Origin of the sequence: Proteus vulgaris (assembly GCF_023100685.1) — a bacterium.
Taxonomy (GTDB): domain Bacteria; phylum Pseudomonadota; class Gammaproteobacteria; order Enterobacterales; family Enterobacteriaceae; genus Proteus.
In genome coordinates this window covers 2,644,615-2,661,392 of the sequence record NZ_CP090064.1, presented here as the reverse complement: position 1 = coordinate 2,661,392, position 16,778 = coordinate 2,644,615, and the positions used below count along the sequence as shown (strand labels likewise).

At 40.9% G+C, this 16,778-nt stretch carries 20 protein-coding genes and 1 pseudogene; 11 read left to right on the top strand and 10 right to left on the bottom strand.

What is annotated here, in order from left to right:
• Positions 1 to 11: 11 nt before the first annotated feature.
• A complete protein-coding gene (flgM, locus tag LW139_RS12895) occupies positions 12 to 311 on the bottom strand; it encodes a flagellar biosynthesis anti-sigma factor FlgM (RefSeq protein WP_099075771.1) in 300 nt (99 codons plus the stop codon).
• Between the two features lie 628 nt (positions 312 to 939).
• Positions 940 to 1,596 carry a flagellar basal body P-ring formation chaperone FlgA gene (gene flgA / locus LW139_RS12890; protein ID WP_166539684.1) on the bottom strand — a complete coding sequence of 219 codons (657 nt, stop codon included), beginning with the start codon at positions 1,594 to 1,596 and terminating at the stop codon, positions 940 to 942.
• A 209-nt stretch (positions 1,597 to 1,805) separates the two neighbouring features.
• Between flgA and flgB the strand changes: the two genes are divergently transcribed.
• The 11 genes from flgB to flgL all read left to right on the top strand — a co-directional run bounded on the left by flgB (position 1,806) and on the right by flgL (position 12,093).
• A complete protein-coding gene (flgB, locus tag LW139_RS12885; protein ID WP_006533174.1) occupies positions 1,806 to 2,216 on the top strand; it encodes a flagellar basal body rod protein FlgB in 411 nt (136 codons plus the stop codon).
• 10 nt (positions 2,217 to 2,226) lie between these two features.
• Complete coding sequence (gene flgC, locus LW139_RS12880) at positions 2,227 to 2,631, top strand: flagellar basal body rod protein FlgC (protein WP_023581815.1); 405 nt, start codon at positions 2,227 to 2,229, stop codon at positions 2,629 to 2,631.
• 12 nt (positions 2,632 to 2,643) lie between these two features.
• The gene (locus tag LW139_RS12875) at positions 2,644 to 3,474 is read left to right on the top strand and encodes a flagellar hook assembly protein FlgD (RefSeq protein WP_109407818.1); all 831 of its coding nucleotides are present in this window, start codon (positions 2,644 to 2,646) and stop codon (positions 3,472 to 3,474) included.
• Between the two features lie 27 nt (positions 3,475 to 3,501).
• Positions 3,502 to 4,854: a flagellar hook protein FlgE gene (gene flgE / locus LW139_RS12870; RefSeq protein WP_247850046.1), complete on the top strand. Its 1,353-nt coding sequence runs from the start codon at positions 3,502 to 3,504 to the stop codon at positions 4,852 to 4,854.
• A 21-nt stretch (positions 4,855 to 4,875) separates the two neighbouring features.
• Positions 4,876 to 5,631, top strand: a complete 756-nt coding sequence (locus LW139_RS12865; protein WP_166539686.1) for a flagellar basal body rod protein FlgF — start codon at positions 4,876 to 4,878, stop codon at positions 5,629 to 5,631.
• A gap of 19 nt (positions 5,632 to 5,650) precedes the next feature.
• Positions 5,651 to 6,433 carry a flagellar basal-body rod protein FlgG gene (gene flgG, locus LW139_RS12860; protein ID WP_072068525.1) on the top strand — a complete coding sequence of 261 codons (783 nt, stop codon included), beginning with the start codon at positions 5,651 to 5,653 and terminating at the stop codon, positions 6,431 to 6,433.
• Positions 6,434 to 6,496: 63 nt separating this feature from the next.
• Positions 6,497 to 7,240, top strand: coding sequence for a flagellar basal body L-ring protein FlgH (locus tag LW139_RS12855; RefSeq protein ID WP_166539687.1), 744 nt, complete (start codon positions 6,497 to 6,499; stop codon positions 7,238 to 7,240).
• A 14-nt stretch (positions 7,241 to 7,254) separates the two neighbouring features.
• Positions 7,255 to 8,361 (top strand): flagellar basal body P-ring protein FlgI, encoded by a 1,107-nt coding sequence (locus LW139_RS12850; protein ID WP_109407815.1) that lies wholly within the window; start codon positions 7,255 to 7,257, stop codon positions 8,359 to 8,361.
• A complete protein-coding gene (gene flgJ / locus LW139_RS12845; protein WP_247850045.1) occupies positions 8,361 to 9,347 on the top strand; it encodes a flagellar assembly peptidoglycan hydrolase FlgJ in 987 nt (328 codons plus the stop codon). Before LW139_RS12850 ends, flgJ begins: the two co-directional genes overlap by 1 nt.
• Before the next feature lie 117 nt (positions 9,348 to 9,464).
• Positions 9,465 to 11,117: a flagellar hook-associated protein FlgK gene (gene flgK, locus LW139_RS12840; protein ID WP_166539688.1), complete on the top strand. Its 1,653-nt coding sequence runs from the start codon at positions 9,465 to 9,467 to the stop codon at positions 11,115 to 11,117.
• Between the two features lie 31 nt (positions 11,118 to 11,148).
• A complete protein-coding gene (flgL, locus tag LW139_RS12835; RefSeq protein ID WP_166539689.1) occupies positions 11,149 to 12,093 on the top strand; it encodes a flagellar hook-associated protein FlgL in 945 nt (314 codons plus the stop codon).
• Between the two features lie 86 nt (positions 12,094 to 12,179).
• On the opposite strand, the gene LW139_RS12830 is transcribed toward flgL, so the two are convergent.
• The 8 genes and pseudogenes from LW139_RS12830 to fliM form a co-directional block, all read right to left on the bottom strand.
• Positions 12,180 to 12,671 (bottom strand): GNAT family N-acetyltransferase, encoded by a 492-nt coding sequence (locus LW139_RS12830; protein WP_247850044.1) that lies wholly within the window; start codon positions 12,669 to 12,671, stop codon positions 12,180 to 12,182.
• Positions 12,659 to 12,926, bottom strand: a pseudogene (locus LW139_RS12825) (DUF1778 domain-containing protein). Before LW139_RS12825 ends, LW139_RS12830 begins: the two are co-directional and overlap by 13 nt.
• 123 nt (positions 12,927 to 13,049) lie before the next feature.
• The gene (fliR, locus tag LW139_RS12820; protein WP_109407809.1) at positions 13,050 to 13,832 is read right to left on the bottom strand and encodes a flagellar biosynthetic protein FliR; all 783 of its coding nucleotides are present in this window, start codon (positions 13,830 to 13,832) and stop codon (positions 13,050 to 13,052) included.
• A gap of 5 nt (positions 13,833 to 13,837) precedes the next feature.
• Positions 13,838 to 14,107, bottom strand: a complete 270-nt coding sequence (gene fliQ / locus LW139_RS12815) for a flagellar biosynthesis protein FliQ (protein ID WP_072068516.1) — start codon at positions 14,105 to 14,107, stop codon at positions 13,838 to 13,840.
• A 14-nt stretch (positions 14,108 to 14,121) separates the two neighbouring features.
• Positions 14,122 to 14,892 (bottom strand): flagellar type III secretion system pore protein FliP, encoded by a 771-nt coding sequence (gene fliP / locus LW139_RS12810; protein WP_072068515.1) that lies wholly within the window; start codon positions 14,890 to 14,892, stop codon positions 14,122 to 14,124.
• The gene (gene fliO, locus LW139_RS12805; protein WP_109407808.1) at positions 14,892 to 15,338 is read right to left on the bottom strand and encodes a flagellar biosynthetic protein FliO; all 447 of its coding nucleotides are present in this window, start codon (positions 15,336 to 15,338) and stop codon (positions 14,892 to 14,894) included. The genes fliP and fliO overlap by 1 nt, the downstream gene beginning before the upstream one ends.
• Before the next feature lie 3 nt (positions 15,339 to 15,341).
• Positions 15,342 to 15,752, bottom strand: coding sequence for a flagellar motor switch protein FliN (gene fliN / locus LW139_RS12800; protein WP_006533153.1), 411 nt, complete (start codon positions 15,750 to 15,752; stop codon positions 15,342 to 15,344).
• Positions 15,745 to 16,773: a flagellar motor switch protein FliM gene (gene fliM, locus LW139_RS12795; RefSeq protein WP_088495228.1), complete on the bottom strand. Its 1,029-nt coding sequence runs from the start codon at positions 16,771 to 16,773 to the stop codon at positions 15,745 to 15,747. The genes fliN and fliM overlap by 8 nt, the downstream gene beginning before the upstream one ends.
• Between the last annotated feature and the right edge of the window lie 5 nt (positions 16,774 to 16,778).

The following is a 16,778-nucleotide window of genomic DNA, read 5'->3' as shown; positions in this document are numbered from 1 at the left end:
CATATAAAATATTATTGAGTTATGCTTTCAGCAGCTTCACGGAAAAGAGCATCCGCGATTTTACCGCTGTCCATGGTTAATGTTCCGTTGGCAATTGCTTCTTTTAAGCGAGCAACTTTCTCAACGTTAATGTCTTTGTTTCCAGGCTGAACAAGTTTTTTCTGCGCTTCACTTAATTTAACCGAAGTGTCACCTGTTGCAGTTTTTTGTTCAGTTGTTCCCGATTTACGTGAACCCTGTGTAACTTCACTTGGGTTACGTTGTGCAATTGCGTTAATCGGAAGCAGTGGATTTGCGCGTTCAATACTCATAGGAAAATCCTTTGTTAGGCATCAATTAATAGTCAGATGAAGCCATTGTAAAACAACCTATGTGTTTTCGCCTATCATCTTGTTTCTTTATATCGGCTATGAAATCAAAAACTTTAATCTTAGTCGTCATACTCGTCATATTTCAAGCCGTAGCGTTGTTAACCACATTCACTCGCACTAGTCCCATTACTCGTCATACTTCAAGCCGTAGCGTTGTTAACCACATTCACTCGCACTAGTCCCATTACTCGTCATACTTCAAGCCGTAGCGTTGTTGACCGCATTCACTCACACTAGTCACATACTTATGTATGCTCCTAGCGGTTCGTTCATTTGTCGCCTAGCTACAACTTGAATTATTTAGAGTATGTATATGGTTGTATTTTTAATACAACTTGAATTATTTAGAGTATGTATATGGTTGTATTTTTAATACAACTTGAATTATTTAGAGTATGTATATGGTTGTATTTTTAATACAACTTGAATTATTTAGAGTAAAAAATGTATACAAATACAGTATTTGTTCAAATTGTAGCGCAAGAGAGTTTACCTTGGATTGCCGTAACTGAAACCGGTAACAAGCAATTCAATATAGGCTTATTCTGCTTATCAGCTTTTTAATTTATTAAAGAGGAATGCGAACAGAGCCATTTTCAAGTGCTTCACCAGTGACAATTTGGCCTGATTTTACTCTTACTCGGATCGTTTCATTGGCCACGGCGTTGTTTACTGCTTTACCTTCATAACGGATCTGAAAGTGAGGGCCTTGTGCAAAAACTGTTACTGTTTGACCCGCCAGTATTGCCCAAGGGCGACGAACCATGGTTGATGTTAAGGGTTTTCCTGCGGATATTTGTCGCATTGCGATCGCATTTTTAATTAATGCTGGATCACGCAATACATCATAAGGTTGTTTTTCTAACTCGCCGGTTGTCATGCTGACAGCCGATGTTTCAATGATGTCATCACGATTAATATCTTTTTTCGCGATTAAGTATTCACCATTAACGCTAACATCAACTTGAATAAAACGACGTTGTTTATCACATTGAATGGGAATCGAAAGACGTCCCCAATTGCGAGATCCAGCGTGGCGTTGGATCTCTTGTGTTTGACACACAGGCCATTTCTCTTCAGGTGTTAAAACTGTCACTGTCACTTTATCGCCTTGCTGATGAAGCGCGACAAAGAAATCTTGTAGTTCTTCAGGGAGTGATTTAGCAATACTCACATTCACCATAAAGAAAAAAGAAAACAGACCGATAAGAGTTTTAACTAACATAGTTTGTATCACCTTACAGAGTTGATGCTAATTGTGCATTTGTACTTATTTAGCCAGCACAGTGTACATCGTCTTTACACGCCTTAAACGCATAAATAGCAATCCAATTTACGCCTATTCCTCCAATCATCTTTTTTTTGAGCGTTTATTCTGTCAACTGAAATTGTTTTATCAGCTGAGGTAAGTGGCTTAGCCACCAAGGATAGAAGATGCTCGATAAATTAGAAAATACGTTTCATTTTCAACAAGAAGCGCTCTCAATACGCAATAAACGCCAAGAAATTCTCGCTGCGAATATCGCTAACGCAGATACCCCAGGCTTTCAGGCTCGTGATATTGATTTTGCTTCTGAATTGAAAAAAACCATTGAAAACGGACGCACGGGGAGTCATGGCATGCAATTAGCGATGACATCAGAGCGCCATATTCCAATCAAACCCGGTTACCGCTTAGAGGCAGACTTACTCTATCGCGTGCCTCATCAAACTGCGATGGATGGTAATACCGTGGATATGGACATGGAACGTAGTAATTTTGCTGACAATAGCCTTAAGTATCAGGCTGATGTGACATTTATTAATTCGCAAGTTAAAAGCATGATGGCTGTATTGCAACAGTAAGGTAAAGAGCATGTCTTTATTTAGTATTTTCGATATTTCAAGTTCAGCACTTTCAGCGCAATCACAACGTTTAAACGTGAGTGCCAGCAATATGGCAAACGCTGACAGTGTTGCGGGGCCAGATGGCGACCCTTATCGTGCAAAGCAGGTTGTTTTTCAAGTAAATGCACCAGCCGGCCAAGAAATTGGTGGCGTGCGTGTCACTGAGGTGGTGGATGATCCAGCCCCATTTCGTATGGAATATCAGCCAGGGCATCCTTTTGCCGATGAAAAAGGGTATGTACGTATGCCGAATGTTGATGTCGTAGGGGAAATGATTAATACCATCTCCGCTTCTCGTAGCTATCAAGCTAACGTTGAAGTCATGAACACGGCAAAATCACTGATGCAAAAAACACTGATGATAGGTCAATAGGGAGAATAAATTGTGGGTATTTCCTCCTCAATGAATGAACCTTATGATAATACCATTATCGGGGATGCACCTTCTTCATACCATACGAAAAAAAGTGGTAGTGATGATATTAAAGGGAATTTCCTGACACTTCTCATCACTCAGATGAAAAATCAAGACCCAACAAACCCAATGCAAAATAATGAGTTAACGTCTCAGTTGGCTCAAATTTCGACCGTTGAAGGTATCGAAACACTGAATAAAACAGTAAATAACATTGTTGGGCAAATTGATCAAAGTCAGGCGTTGCGAGCATCTTCCTTAGTTGGCCGTGGTGTCATGGTCTCTGGGAATAAAATTGTTGTCTTTCAGCCAACCGACGGTAAAGGTGAGACTGAAAAACCTGGTGACGGGGATGACACAATTCCAACACCTGATACTCAAAATGAGAAAACGCGCCAGCAAATGGGAACGTATAAATCAGAAAGTACTGACCCAACTGCGCCTAGCGACGAACACCTTTTTTCAACACCTTTTGGTTTTGAATTACTCAGTCCAACTGATTCTCTTACGATAAACATCACCAATGCGAGTGGTGTGACCGTTCGTACGATCAATATGGACAAAAAGATGCTACCGGATGTTTATAACTTCTCTTGGGATTGTACGGATGAAGATGATAATCCTGTTCCACCGGGAAGTTATAAATTTACCGTTAACGCCACGCTTAATGATGCTCAGGTCCCTGTTAAGACACTGAATTATGCGCTGGTGAATAGTGTGTCCATGGTGGATGGTGGTGCCCGCCTTGATGTTGGCTTAGGTAATACCGTTTCATTGGATGAAATTCGTCAGGTTCTTTAACTAACACATATTCAACTTGGAGGGCGCATGTCCTTTTCACAAGCAGTAAGTGGTTTAAACGCAGCAGCCGCTAACTTAGATACTATCGGTAACAATATTTCTAACTCCGCAACCTACGGTTTTAAAGGTGCAAACGTTTCTTTTGCAGACGTTTTTGCAGGTTCTGGTGCAGGTCTGGGTGTTAAAGTTGCAGGTATTAGCCAAAACTTTAAAGACGGTAGTATCACTACCACTAACCGTCCAACAGACGTAGCGATTTCTGGCGGTGGTTTTTTCCGTATTGAAGATCAAAACGGTGGTGTTTTCTACTCACGTAACGGTGAATTTGGTAAAGATAAAAATGGTTTCCTGACTAATATGCAAGGTATGCGCGTAACAGGTTACCCAGTACAAAGCGTTGATGGTAAAAACGTGGTTCAAAAAGGGGCGACACCCGCACCTATCGTTATTCCTACCGATATGATGAATGCAAGTGCAACCGAAAAAGTGGATATGGCGGTTAACCTGAATTCAGGTGAGGAAAAGATCGATACATTGATGCATCCTTTTGATCCTACAGATAATGATTCTTATAGTTTCAGTACAAACGTTACCACTTACGATAGTTTAGGTAATGAGCATAATGTTAACTTATTCTTCGTGAAGACAGATGATAATAAGTGGCAGGTACATGCTCAAGATAGCACAACTCATGCAAAACCAATCGATCTAGGCACAATTGCTTATACTGATTCTGGTGTGCTTAAGGATTTCACTCCATCTGTTGTATTAGATACCACAAAATTTAAACCATTAGATGATGGTACTGGCAAGCCAGTTTTAGATGCTAAAGGTAATCCAGTTACCGATCCAGCATCGAAAGTACCATTACTTGATGCTGATGGTAATACAACCCAAAATAAATTGGTTTTAGAATCTTATAAAGGATCTGCGGCAGGAACTATTGAATTGAGTTTCACTGGCAGTACCCAACAGAAAGTTTCTGAATCAAGCGTATCTAAATTAGCGCAAAACGGTTATCAAGCGGGTGAATTCACCAACTTCCGTATTGAGCAAGATGGCTCAATCATGGCGACCTACTCAAACCAACAAAGCCAAGTTGTTGGTCAAATCGCATTAGCTAACTTTGCAAACGCAGGTGGTTTGAGCTCACAAGGTGACAATATGTGGTCTGAAACTAATGGTTCAGGTTCACCAATTGTCGGTGTTGCAGGCTCTGGTGTGTTCGGCAAATTAACTAACAACGCATTAGAAGCATCTAACGTTGATATGAGCCAAGAGTTAGTCAACATGATCGTTGCTCAACGTAACTATCAATCAAACGCACAAACCATCAAGACTCAGGATCAGATCCTGCAGACTCTGGTTAGCTTGCGCTAATAACGCCGGAAATAATCTGTTATGGATCATGTGATTTATACCGCGATGGGCGGCGCCAGACACTCGATGGAAAATCAAGCTGTCGTGGCGAACAACTTAGCAAACGCATCAACGCCTGGATTCAAAGCGCAGCTTAGTGCAATGCGAGCCGTACCTGTCAATGGCGATACCTTACCAACTCGTACATTAACGGTAGCCTCAACGCCAGGTAGCGATCAGAGTCAAGGAACGATGAACTATACCGGCAGATCAATGGACGTTGCATTAAGTGATAACGGCTATTTGGCTGTTCAGCTTGATGACGGCACTGAAGCTTATACCCGAAACGGAAACATCCAACGTAATGCAGATGGCATGTTGATGGTACAAGGACGTTTGTTAATGGGGGATAACGGTGCGATTGAAGTACCTCCTCAGGCAAATGTCAGTATTGCCAATAACGGTATTGTGACTGCGCATGTTCCCACTGATCCACCAAAAATGTTGGGTCAGATTGGTCGTTTAAAAATGGTAAAACCAGAGCAAAACGACTTGGTGCGTGGTGATGATGGATTATTCCATTTATCACCGAAAGGCTCTGCGCGTGCTGGTGAGGAATTACCTGCGGATGATAGCGTGAAGGTGTTAGCTGGTGTGTTAGAAGGCAGTAATGTTAATCCAGCAGAAGCCATGGTCGATATGATAGCAAACGCACGACGTTTCGAAATGCAAATGAAGGTTATTCATAGCGCTGACGATAATGCGCAACGAGCTAACCAATTGCTATCACTGAGTTAAATAGTGTAAGGGGAAAACCATGATCCGTTCTTTATGGATTGCTAAAACTGGGTTGGATGCACAACAGACAAACATGGATGTGATTTCCAACAACCTCGCGAACGTCAGCACCAATGGCTTTAAACGTCAACGTGCGGTTTTCGAAGATTTACTGTATCAAACAATTCGTCAGCCGGGTGCAATGACATCAGAACAGACGAATGCACCTTCAGGTTTACAAATTGGTACGGGTGTTCGTCCGGTTGCGACCGAACGTTTACATAGCCAAGGTAACTTAGCGCCAACAAACGGAACACGTGATGTGGCGATTAAAGGACAGGGTTTTTTCCATGTTCAGTTACCTGATGGCACAGACGCTTATACCCGTGATGGCGCATTCCAAATGGACCAAAATGGTCAATTAGTCACCACCAGTGGTTTCCAAGTCGTACCAGCCATTATTTTGCCTGATACTGCGAAGAAAGTGATGATTGGTCGTGATGGTACAGTCAGTGTTGAAATGGAAGGTGATCCAGCTCCACAACAAGTGGGTCAATTGACACTAACTACCTTTATTAATGACAGCGGATTAGAAAGTGTGGGTGAAAACTTGTATTTAGAGACCGCAAGTTCTGGCGCACCAACTGAAAATGCCCCCGGTATCAATGGCGCAGGCTTGTTGTATCAGGGATATGTTGAAACCTCTAACGTTAACGTAGCTGAAGAGTTGGTCAATATGATCCAGACTCAACGTGCTTATGAAATTAACAGTAAAGCGATTTCAACATCTGATCAGATGTTACAGAAACTAACGCAACTCTAATTTCGTTTGTTCATTAGCCTGACAGGATTTCCTGTCAGGCGTATTACTAAAAGAGTATCGAAGATGGATACAAAGGTCATTACTGACAATTCTGGGGCAAGAAAGCTTAGTGTCAGATGGCGTCGTCATCAACGTTTAGGTACCGCCCTGTTGGTACTGACACTGTCGGGATGCGCATATATACCCAAAAAACCGTTAGTAGAAGGCAACACAACGGCGGTTCCAACGGCACCAACAGCACCTGCACCTAATGGCTCTATTTTTCAGTCAGCTCAGCCTGTTTATTTTGGCTATCAACCACTATTTGAAGATAGACGCCCTCGAAATATCGGTGACACGTTGACTATTACATTGCAAGAGAATGTGAGTGCAAGCAAAAACTCATCTGCGAATGCCAGCCGTAATGGTAAAGCAGGATTCCTTGCTGCGATTACGCCAGGATTTTTGGAAGGGGTATTTGGTAATAAACGTACCGATATGAGTATGGAAGGAAATAGTGACTTTGGCGGTAAAGGTGGCGCAAATGCGAACAATACCTTTAAAGGCACCATTACTGTGACCGTCGATCAACTTCTCGCCAATGGAAACCTGCACGTTATTGGTGAAAAGCAAATTGCTATCAATCAAGGTACTGAATTTATTCGTTTTTCAGGTGTTGTGAATCCAAGAACTATCAGTGGTGCCAATACCGTAAATTCAACCCAAGTTGCTGATGCTCGAATTGAATATATCGGAGACGGTTATATCAATGAAGCACAATCTATGGGATGGCTACAACGCTTCTTCTTAAATGTATCACCTTTTTAATGAGTAGGGTCCAGATGAAAAAAATAGCGATGAGCCTTTTCTTTATCGTGATGACATGTGTCGGTTTTTCCGCCCATGCCGAACGGATCAGAGATCTCACCTCTGTTGAAGGGGTAAGAGAAAATGCGCTGATTGGTTATGGTTTAGTGGTGGGATTAGATGGAACGGGTGACCAAACAATGCAAACCCCGTTTACCACACAAAGTCTGAATAACATGCTCTCACAATTGGGGATCACCGTACCACCCGGCACCAATATGCAATTGAAAAACGTTGCTGCGGTGATGGTAACAGCAAAATTACCGCCTTTTGGTCGTACTGGGCAATCAATCGACGTCGTTGTTTCATCATTAGGTAATGCAAAAAGCTTACGTGGTGGTACGTTGCTGATGACGCCACTCAAAGGTGTTGATAATCAGGTTTATGCTTTGGCTCAAGGTAATATTGTGGTTGGGGGAGCTGGTGCATCCGCAGGCGGTAATAGCGTTAAAGTTAACCAATTAGCGGGTGGACGTATTAGTAGCGGAGCGATTATTGAGCGCGAACTACCATCACAATTTGGTCAAACTGGTTTGTTGAACTTGCAACTGAATGAAGAAAACTTCACGTTGGCACAACATATCTCTGATACCGTTAATAAATTAAGAGGTGTGGGTACCGCTATTCCTTTAGATGCTCGTACAGTTCAACTACGTGTTCCTATTGGTAAAAGTGAACAAGTCCGTTTCTTGGCTGAAGTTCAAAATCTCGAAATTAAACGAGTTATTGCCGATGCAAAAGTGATCATTAATGCAAGAACGGGTTCTGTTGTTATGAATCGTGATGTGACATTAGGAAGCTGTGCGATTGCACAAGGCAACCTTTCTGTCACGGTTGATAGTCAAGTGAATGTAAGTCAGCCTAATACTCCATTTGCGGGTGGTAGCACTGTTGTAACACGTAATACGAGTGTGAATATGAGTGAACAAGGTGGCTCATTACAGCAAGTGAATGCAAGCGCAAGCCTAAACGAAGTGATCCGTACATTAAATGCATTAGGTGCAACACCGACTGATTTAATGTCGATATTGCAGGCAATGGAAAGCGCGGGTTGCTTACGTGCGAGATTGGAGATTATCTGATGAAAGATTTATCTCTGCTTTCTTCAATGCCGACGATGTCAGCGCCGGCATATGACAGTAATGCATTGAATAAACTTAAATATCAGGTCGGGCAAAATGCTGATCAACAAGGACTGCGCCAAGTGGCGCAGCAACTTGAAGGTGTTTTTGTTCAAATGATGTTAAAGAGCATGCGCGATGCAATACCTCAAGAAAGCATGTTTAATTCAGAAAGTACCAAAATGTACACCTCACTTTATGATCAACAAATCGCTCAAGACTTATCACAAAAAGGCTTGGGCTTTGCTGACATGATAGAAAAACAGCTTTCTGCAAAAGTTACGATGGACCCGAGCGAAATGGCGGGAAAAACGCCAATGCCATTAGATGGCAGTGATATTTTTCAATCCATGCCAACGCAAGCCTTGGGACAAATGTATCGTGCAATGCAGCCTTACCAAAATGCAATTGAAAGTACGATTGGCAAGCTTAAAGGGTTATCTGAAAGCAGTGCTTCTTTTGCATCTAAACTGTTAGGGCCTGCTAAACAAGCGACAGAAGGCACCGGTGTACACCATCTTTTAGTTGTTGCTCAAGCGGCGCTTGAATCAGGTTGGGGTAAACGTGAAATTCTAACGGGTGAAGGTAAGCCAAGTTATAATCTATTTGGTATTAAAGCAGGAAATAGTTGGAAAGGGCCTGTTACAAACATTATGACAACCGAAGTGATTGACGGTAAGTCAATTAAAATGCGTGATAATTTCCGCGTTTATGGCTCTTATGTTGAAGCCATTCAAGATTATCTCCGATTGATTACTGAAAGCCCTCGTTACGCAAAAGTGCCTCAAGCTCAAACCCCAGAACAAGCCGCTTATCGCATCCAAGAAGCGGGTTATGCCACCGATCCAGGTTATGCGAAAAAACTGGTTTCAATCATTGGTCAATTAAAAGGAAGCGGTGAGCAAGTTGTTAAAACTTATACTCACGATTTAAGCGATCTATTTTAATGCTTTCCCCTCAAGTTTAGAGGGGAAGTACCGATAATAAAGACCAGAGCATTCATTCCAACTTGCCAGCTATGCTCCGTGCATACGGGTGATGACTAAACGTAAAAGGATAGACAAATGTCCAACAGTTTAATTAATACAGCGATGAGCGGACTTAATGCGGCACAAGCTGCGATGAGCACTGTGAGTAATAACATCGCTAACCAAAATGTAAAATGGTACAACCGTCAAATGACTGTTTTTAATGAAAACAGCGGCACAATGACCGGTAATGGTTATATCGGTAATGGTGTTAATGTTAGCCGTATTCATCGTGAGTATAACGAATTCCTTGCCGGTCAAATGAACCGTGCAATGTCAAAACAAAGCGCACTTAATAGTTATACCCAAAATATCTCACAAATTAATGATTTGTTAGCAGATAAAGGGAATGATGTTTCAAGTGCGATTGACGAATTTTTTACCAGCTTACCAAACGTAACCAATAACGCAGAAGACAACCCTGCGCGTACAACGGTAATTGGTAAAGCGGAAGCAATGGTGAATATGTTTGCTAAAGCAGACCAATCATTGCGTGATCTAGAAAAAGATATTAATAGTCAGGTGACAAACACCTCTAAAAATATCAATGAATATACAAAACAGATCGCAAAACTAAATAACGAAATTAGTCGTTCTAAAGGCTTCAATGGCGCTGATCCTAACGACTTATTAGACCAACGTGATCGTTTAATTCAAGAGCTAAATACACTGGTTGATGTTCAAGTAACTCAACAGGATGGTGGTTTTGTTAACGTCACATTTGCTAATGGTTTGCCATTAGTATCTGGTACTCGCTCTTATGAAGTATCTGCTATCCCATCAAGTAAAAATAGCGAACGCCTTGTTATTGGTTATAGCAATGGCATTGATGAAGTTCGTGAAGTGGATGCAAAACGTATTAAAGGTGGCGAACTTGGCGGTGCTTATCGTAGCCGTGAAGAAGTGTTAGATCCAAGCCGTAACCAATTAAATCAATTAGCATTAGTGTTGGGTGATCAATTTAATAAACAACACGAACAAGGTTTTGATTTAGAAGGTAAAAAAGGTGAGAAATTCTTCGACCTTGGTGGCGCTCATGTTATGCCTAATGGTAAGAACAAAGGTGATGCCTCCTTTAATGTGGAATATACCGATACCAAAGCAGTGAAAGCGGCTGATTATACTGTTAAATATGACGGTAGTAAGTGGGATGTTACGGTAGAGCCGGGCGGTCGTAAAGTTGATGCTAAAGTAAGCGCAACGGGCGAATTAGAATTCGAAGGCATGAGTATCAAAATCAATGGTACAGCACAAAAAGACGATTCTATTATTGTTCAATCTGTAGGTAATGTGATTGCAGATATGAAAGTTGCGGTAACTGATCCAAGTAAAATTGCTGCTGCAGGTTCGTTAAATGCAGATGGTGAAACTGCACCAAGTGATAACGAAAACATGAAAAAACTGTTTGAGTTACCTGATGAAAAAGTTATTGATGGCAAAACAACAATTGCTGGTGGCTATGGTTCACTGATCAGTATGGTTGGTAACAAAGTGAATACGGCACAAGTTGACTTCGATGCTCAGGTTTCTATCACTAAAAGTATTATAGAACAACAACAGTCTGTTTCTGGTGTGAACTTGGACGAAGAGTACGGTGAGATGTATCGCATTCAAGAATACTACATGGCAAATGCAAAAGTTATTCAAACTGCAAACAGTATGTTTGATGCGATTATGCAAGTTTTCTAAGTAACCCTTCATCAGAATAAGGAATATCACTGTGCGTTTAAGTTCAAATCAAATTTTTAGCCAGCGAGTGGACAATATTACCAGTTCACAAAGTAAATGGATGACGGAAGGCAATAAAATCTCCAGTGGTCGTCGTGTTGAAAAACCATCAGATGATCCAATGGCAGCTTCCCAAGCGGTTATGGTGAAACAATCTGAATCTCGTAACCAACAGTATGCGACTGCTCGTGGATTTGCAAAAAACAGCATGTCTTTGCAAATGAGCTTAGCCAGTCAAATGGTTAATATCACAACGAAGATCCAAGAGACTCTGGTTGCCGCGGGTAATGATGCAACATTAAGCGATGAAGACCGTTCATCTTTGGCTGATCAATTACAAGGTTTAAAAGATCAATTAGTGGGTATTGGCAATACAAAAGATGGTGTTGGCCGTTATATCTTTGCAGGTTTCCAATCAGATAAACCACCTTTTGTCGCTGATGCAACAGGCAAAATCACCTATCAAGGTGGTGATAAGCAAATTACCCAAAAAGTAGATAGTAATATTGAAATGGTCACTAACTTCACTGGGATTGAAACATTACAATCTTCAGGGAGTAAAGGAACAGCGCCTGATATTTTTGAAGCATTAGATGGTGCTATTACTGCATTACGTGAACCGTTAACAGGTAAACCACAAGCTGATCGTGATGCAGCATTAGAAAAAATTGATGCAGCGAACCGCGTTAACCGTGCAACCTTAAATAATATTTCAAGTGTAGAAGCAAAATTAGGTTTACAACTTCAAGAAATTGATAATCTAGATGATTTAGGTGCGGATACATCGTTAAGAAATGCAAAGCGTTTAAGCGAATTACGCGATTTAGACTGGACTCAAGCAATTTCTGATTATTACCAAGAAGAGTCTGTATTACAGGCTTCTTATAAAGTCTTTAACGACATGAAAGACATGTCGATGTTCAAGATGTATCGCTAATTATTTTAGTTTTGTTTTAAGACATTTTGATATCACCCCTGGTATTTATTTATCAGGGGATTTTTTTATTTATTAAAAGCAATAAACTATATTTTCTTTTTTAATGCTAAGAATAAGATTTTATCTTGAGTCGAAGAAGCTTTGAAACCATGATGAAGGTAAAAATGTTTTGCGTTTTCAGTTAAAGCATGAACCATAATCGCTCTAACACCAATGTTTTCAGCTACATGATGACAACGCAAAACAGCATCTCTTAACAAATCGGCACCAAGATCTTTTCCATGAAAAGTTTTATCAACAGCAAGTCTAGCTAAAATGATCACGGGTATTGGGTCTGGCATATTGTGGCGAATATGACTAATTGCTTCAGTATGGTTAACACTACCTGTTGCTAAAGAATAGTATCCAACAATACGTTTTTTATTTTTTTCACAGACCACAAATGTACGTGATGCACCTAAAAATTGGTTTTTTAAACCTCTTTGTTTTATCCAGTAATCTAATACATTTTCACTACTATAAAAATCAACCACTTCATGTGAATTTGATAACGGCTCAGGTGCTGTTACTTTTCCCATAATGGTTTTCTTATTAATAACTTTTCAAGAGCAGGGTCAATATCAACCGGCGCATCAATAATTTCTATAAATTCCGCATATTGAGCATCATTTAAATTAAAGGTTCTACGGTCTAAAATGACGTCTTCAGCAGCTTGGCATGCTGTCTCAAGAATAAAGTCAGTACGAGATTTATGGAGAATTTCAGCAGCAGTATCAAATAAGTGCGCGTTGTGATTCTTTAGCGCGAATATTGAGTTGTACGTCAGCTTTCATATCACGCCTCCTTGTATAGCAATTGATATACATTGATTGTGGAATAAACAAACAATATTAGCTACAAAAAAGCAGATAAATTTTAATTTGAGGACTGCGATTAAAAATAAGTCGATTTAAATCTCAAGAAACCAGCTGATGTAATATCAAAGTGATGCGATTAAACGTATCGCTAAAGACGCGCTCTGTAAATACAGGCAATGCAGGCATAATCATTGATAATGCTAACATACCAATAGTCAGCGTAAGAGGAAAACCCACCACAAAGACAGAAAGCTGTGGTGTCATACGGTTTAGAATACCTAATGAAAGGTTGAGCACTAAAAGTAGGGTGATTAATGGCATGGCTAGCATCATACCGTTAATAAAGATTGTACCACCACTTTGAACTAAAGTGAGAATGGCTGAAGAGTTAAAAGTTTGATTTCCAATAGGAACCACATAGAATGTATCAACTAATATTGATATTAACCATAAATGCCCATCAAAGACTAAAAATAGCAATATCGTTAACATATTAAAAATACGTGCCAAAATAGGCATGTTAGGGCCACCAGATGGATCGACGAAGGTGGCGAATGAAAGCCCCATCTGTAAACCAATCACTTCACCAGCATGACGAACAGACGCAAAGGCTAATTGCATTGATAACCCTAAAATCGTGCCAATCAAAATTTGTTGTAATAATACCCAAAAGGCAATAATCGAGAATAGAGGCACATTACTTTGTGGTAAACCAGGTGCGACTAATGCGGTTATCAAAAAGGCGAGCGTAATACGGAATTTTTTTGGTGTCTGTTTTTCACTAAATAGCGGTGCAGTACTAAACAGTGCAAGAATACGCACAAATGGCCAGAAAAAATCACTAATGTAGCCGTTAAGCATTTCACTGGTCAGTGTTATCATTGCTATTAACCAATCATCCCTGGAATGCCTGTAAATAAGTTATGCATATAATCGATAAGCAAACTTAACATCCACGGGCCAGCCACTAAAATAGCCGCTAATACCGCAAGAATTTTAGGAATAAACGATAATGTCATTTCGTTTATTTGTGTTGCTGCTTGAAGCATACTGATCACAAGACCGGTCACAAGCGCTGACAATAAAAGAGGGCCTGCGAGTGATAAAGCGATTTTCATCGCTTCTGTGCCCAGTGCTAAGACGGATTCTGGTGTCATGGATTACCTCAGCGCTAATTAAAAAAGCTTTGTGCAAGTGAGCCCAGTATTAATTGCCAACCATCAACTAAAACAAAAAGCATAAGTTTAAAAGGCAATGAGACTGTTGCAGGGGGCACCATCATCATACCGAGCGCCATTAATACACTGGCAACGACTAAGTCGATGATAAGAAAAGGAATGAAAATCATAAAACCAATTTGAAATGCGGTTTTTAGCTCACTGGTGATATAGGCAGGAACTAGAATACGCATAGGTACACTTTCGCGTGTTTCAAATGCTGGGGCATCTGCAAGGCGTGCAAATAGAGCTAAATCTGTTTCGCGCGTTTGTTGCATCATAAATTCACGCAGGGGTTTTGAACCATTGTCTAACGCTTGTTCAAAGGAGATTTTATCTTCACTAAAAGGCATATAGGCATCTTGATAAATTCTATCAAAAACCGGTGCCATAATGAAAAAGGTCATAAACAACGCTAGACCAAGAACAACTTGGTTCGGTGGTGCTGATGGTGTTCCTAATGCATTACGTAATAATCCTAGTACGATGATAATCCGTGTAAAACTGGTCATCATCAGCAAAACAGCAGGAATAAAGCCTAATGCTGTAATGAAGATTAAGGTTTGTACTGGCAGTGACCAACTTTGACCACCTCCCGGTAATGATTGTGTAATAACACTCGGAAACTGAGCAAACGCACTGGTTGGGAACAAGACTAAAACCAGTACACTAGCGAAGAGACGCCAACGCGTTAATGCGTTAAAAAAAGTGACACACTGATGCATTATGAGTTGCCTTTATCTCGCTTTAGCGTTTTTTGTAATATTTGAGTAAACAATGGCGATGTAGATGATGTTGTCGCTTCCTGCGAGGCTTTTTCAGGAATAGGTAACTTATGCAATAGATTTATTTGCGATGATGTTACCCCTAATACAAGCCATTCCTGTTCAATTTCAACAACAACTACACGTTCTTTTGCACCTAATGAACAACTTGCTTTGACGCTCAGTTGTGCCGTTGTTCCTTTAAATGAACCACGGGTAAAGCCAAAACGGCGAAATAACCACATAGCAACAATAATAAGAACGATAATGCCCGCAAGCGCCGTGCTAACTTGAGCAAGGCTTTGACCTACAGGCAATGGTTGTGTAGGCGTTTGAACTGTTTGTGTTGTAGCGGGCGCGGTAGTATTTACCGCACCTTGGCTGGAAAAGGAAGGAAGCTGTTCCATAAATTAACGGCTCAGACGACGCATACGTTCTGATGGCGTAATAATATCGGTAATACGAATACCGTATTTATCAGAAACAACAACAACTTCGCCTTGAGCAATTAAATAGCCATTGATAAGAATATCAAGGGGCTCACCAGCTAAACCATCCAGTGAAACGACAGAACCTTGAGACAGGCTGAGTAATTTTTTAATGGTCATTTTGGTGCGGCCTAACTCTACCGTTAATTTGACAGGAATATCCATGATCAAATTAATATCGGATAGATGATTAAGCGTATCGTCTTCAGGTAAAAGATGTTCAAATAAATCGGAACTATTATCCTGGCTTTTCCCAGTTTGCTGTTCCATTGCATCAGCCCACATATCCTCAGCCGATTGTGAATTATCAGTTGGGCGATTTGCATCACTCATTGGTTTGTTCCTCATCCAGAGCGTTTAAAACAGGGTTAATTAGGTGTTCAACACGAAGGGCGTATTGCCCATTTACTGTACCGTATTGGCTTGTTAATACGGGCACACCATCAACATGTGCAATCAATCTTTCTGGTTTATCAATAGGGATAACATCCCCTTCTTTAAGTGTCAGCACTTTTGATAAACGCAGTGGGATGTCAGTAAAGTTTGCGACCAGTTCAAGTTCTGAATGCTGAACCTGGTTGACTAAACTATCTAACCAAACCCCATCTTCTTGACGAACATTTTCAATTGGTGGGTTGATCAGTCGTTCACGTAACGGTTCAATCATGGCAAATGGAATACAAATGCTAAATTCCCCGACCATCGAACCGATCTCTACCTGAAAAGGTGTCGTAACAACAATGTCATTCGGTGATGAGGTGATATTGGTAAATTTTACCTGCATCTCAGAACGAACATATTCAACTTGAATTTTGAAAATGGAATCCCAAGCATCACGGTAGGCATCAAGTGCCAATTTCAACATTTTGTTGATGATCCGTTGCTCTGTGTTGGTAAATTCACGTCCTTCCACAGGGATTGGAAAACGGCCATCACCACCAAACAGGTTATCTACCGCGATATAAACCAGATTCGGTTCAAAGGTAAATAACGCGGTTCCTCGTAATGGTTTTAAATGCACCAAGTTAAGATTCGTTGGTACAGGTAAATTACGAGCAAAGTCGTGATAAGGGTGGATTTTAACGCCACCAACAGTAATATCAGGGCTCCGACGGAGCATGTTAAACAGCCCCATGCGGAATTGACGCGCAAAGCGTTCGTTAATGATTTCTAACGACTGTAAACGTTCCCGAACCACACGACGTTGCGTGTTGGGGTCATAAGGCTGAATATCCGGTTCATTCGGATCCTTCGCTATCGCAGGTTCCCTGTTCGCGCTTTTGGCGTCGTCACCTGATGTGTCATCATTCAGCAGAGCATCAATCTCTGCCTGTGAAAGGATATTATCGCTCATAATGA

Excerpts from the sequence above, each read along its gene's own strand:
- flgM (WP_099075771.1), bottom strand. The coding sequence starts at position 311 with ATGAGTATTGAACGCGCAAATCCACTGCTTCCGATTAACGCAATTGCA.
- flgA (WP_166539684.1), bottom strand. The coding sequence starts at position 1,596 with ATGTTAGTTAAAACTCTTATCGGTCTGTTTTCTTTTTTCTTTATGGTG.
- flgB (WP_006533174.1), top strand. The coding sequence starts at position 1,806 with ATGCTCGATAAATTAGAAAATACGTTTCATTTTCAACAAGAAGCGCTC.
- flgC (WP_023581815.1), top strand. The coding sequence starts at position 2,227 with ATGTCTTTATTTAGTATTTTCGATATTTCAAGTTCAGCACTTTCAGCG.
- flgE (WP_247850046.1), top strand. The coding sequence starts at position 3,502 with ATGTCCTTTTCACAAGCAGTAAGTGGTTTAAACGCAGCAGCCGCTAAC.
- LW139_RS12865 (WP_166539686.1), top strand. The coding sequence starts at position 4,876 with ATGGATCATGTGATTTATACCGCGATGGGCGGCGCCAGACACTCGATG.
- flgG (WP_072068525.1), top strand. The coding sequence starts at position 5,651 with ATGATCCGTTCTTTATGGATTGCTAAAACTGGGTTGGATGCACAACAG.
- LW139_RS12855 (WP_166539687.1), top strand. The coding sequence starts at position 6,497 with ATGGATACAAAGGTCATTACTGACAATTCTGGGGCAAGAAAGCTTAGT.
- LW139_RS12850 (WP_109407815.1), top strand. The coding sequence starts at position 7,255 with ATGAAAAAAATAGCGATGAGCCTTTTCTTTATCGTGATGACATGTGTC.
- flgJ (WP_247850045.1), top strand. The coding sequence starts at position 8,361 with ATGAAAGATTTATCTCTGCTTTCTTCAATGCCGACGATGTCAGCGCCG.
- flgK (WP_166539688.1), top strand. The coding sequence starts at position 9,465 with ATGTCCAACAGTTTAATTAATACAGCGATGAGCGGACTTAATGCGGCA.
- LW139_RS12830 (WP_247850044.1), bottom strand. The coding sequence starts at position 12,671 with ATGGGAAAAGTAACAGCACCTGAGCCGTTATCAAATTCACATGAAGTG.
- fliR (WP_109407809.1), bottom strand. The coding sequence starts at position 13,832 with ATGATAACACTGACCAGTGAAATGCTTAACGGCTACATTAGTGATTTT.
- fliQ (WP_072068516.1), bottom strand. The coding sequence starts at position 14,107 with ATGACACCAGAATCCGTCTTAGCACTGGGCACAGAAGCGATGAAAATC.
- fliP (WP_072068515.1), bottom strand. The coding sequence starts at position 14,892 with ATGCATCAGTGTGTCACTTTTTTTAACGCATTAACGCGTTGGCGTCTC.
- fliO (WP_109407808.1), bottom strand. The coding sequence starts at position 15,338 with ATGGAACAGCTTCCTTCCTTTTCCAGCCAAGGTGCGGTAAATACTACC.
- fliN (WP_006533153.1), bottom strand. The coding sequence starts at position 15,752 with ATGAGTGATGCAAATCGCCCAACTGATAATTCACAATCGGCTGAGGAT.
- fliM (WP_088495228.1), bottom strand. The coding sequence starts at position 16,773 with ATGAGCGATAATATCCTTTCACAGGCAGAGATTGATGCTCTGCTGAAT.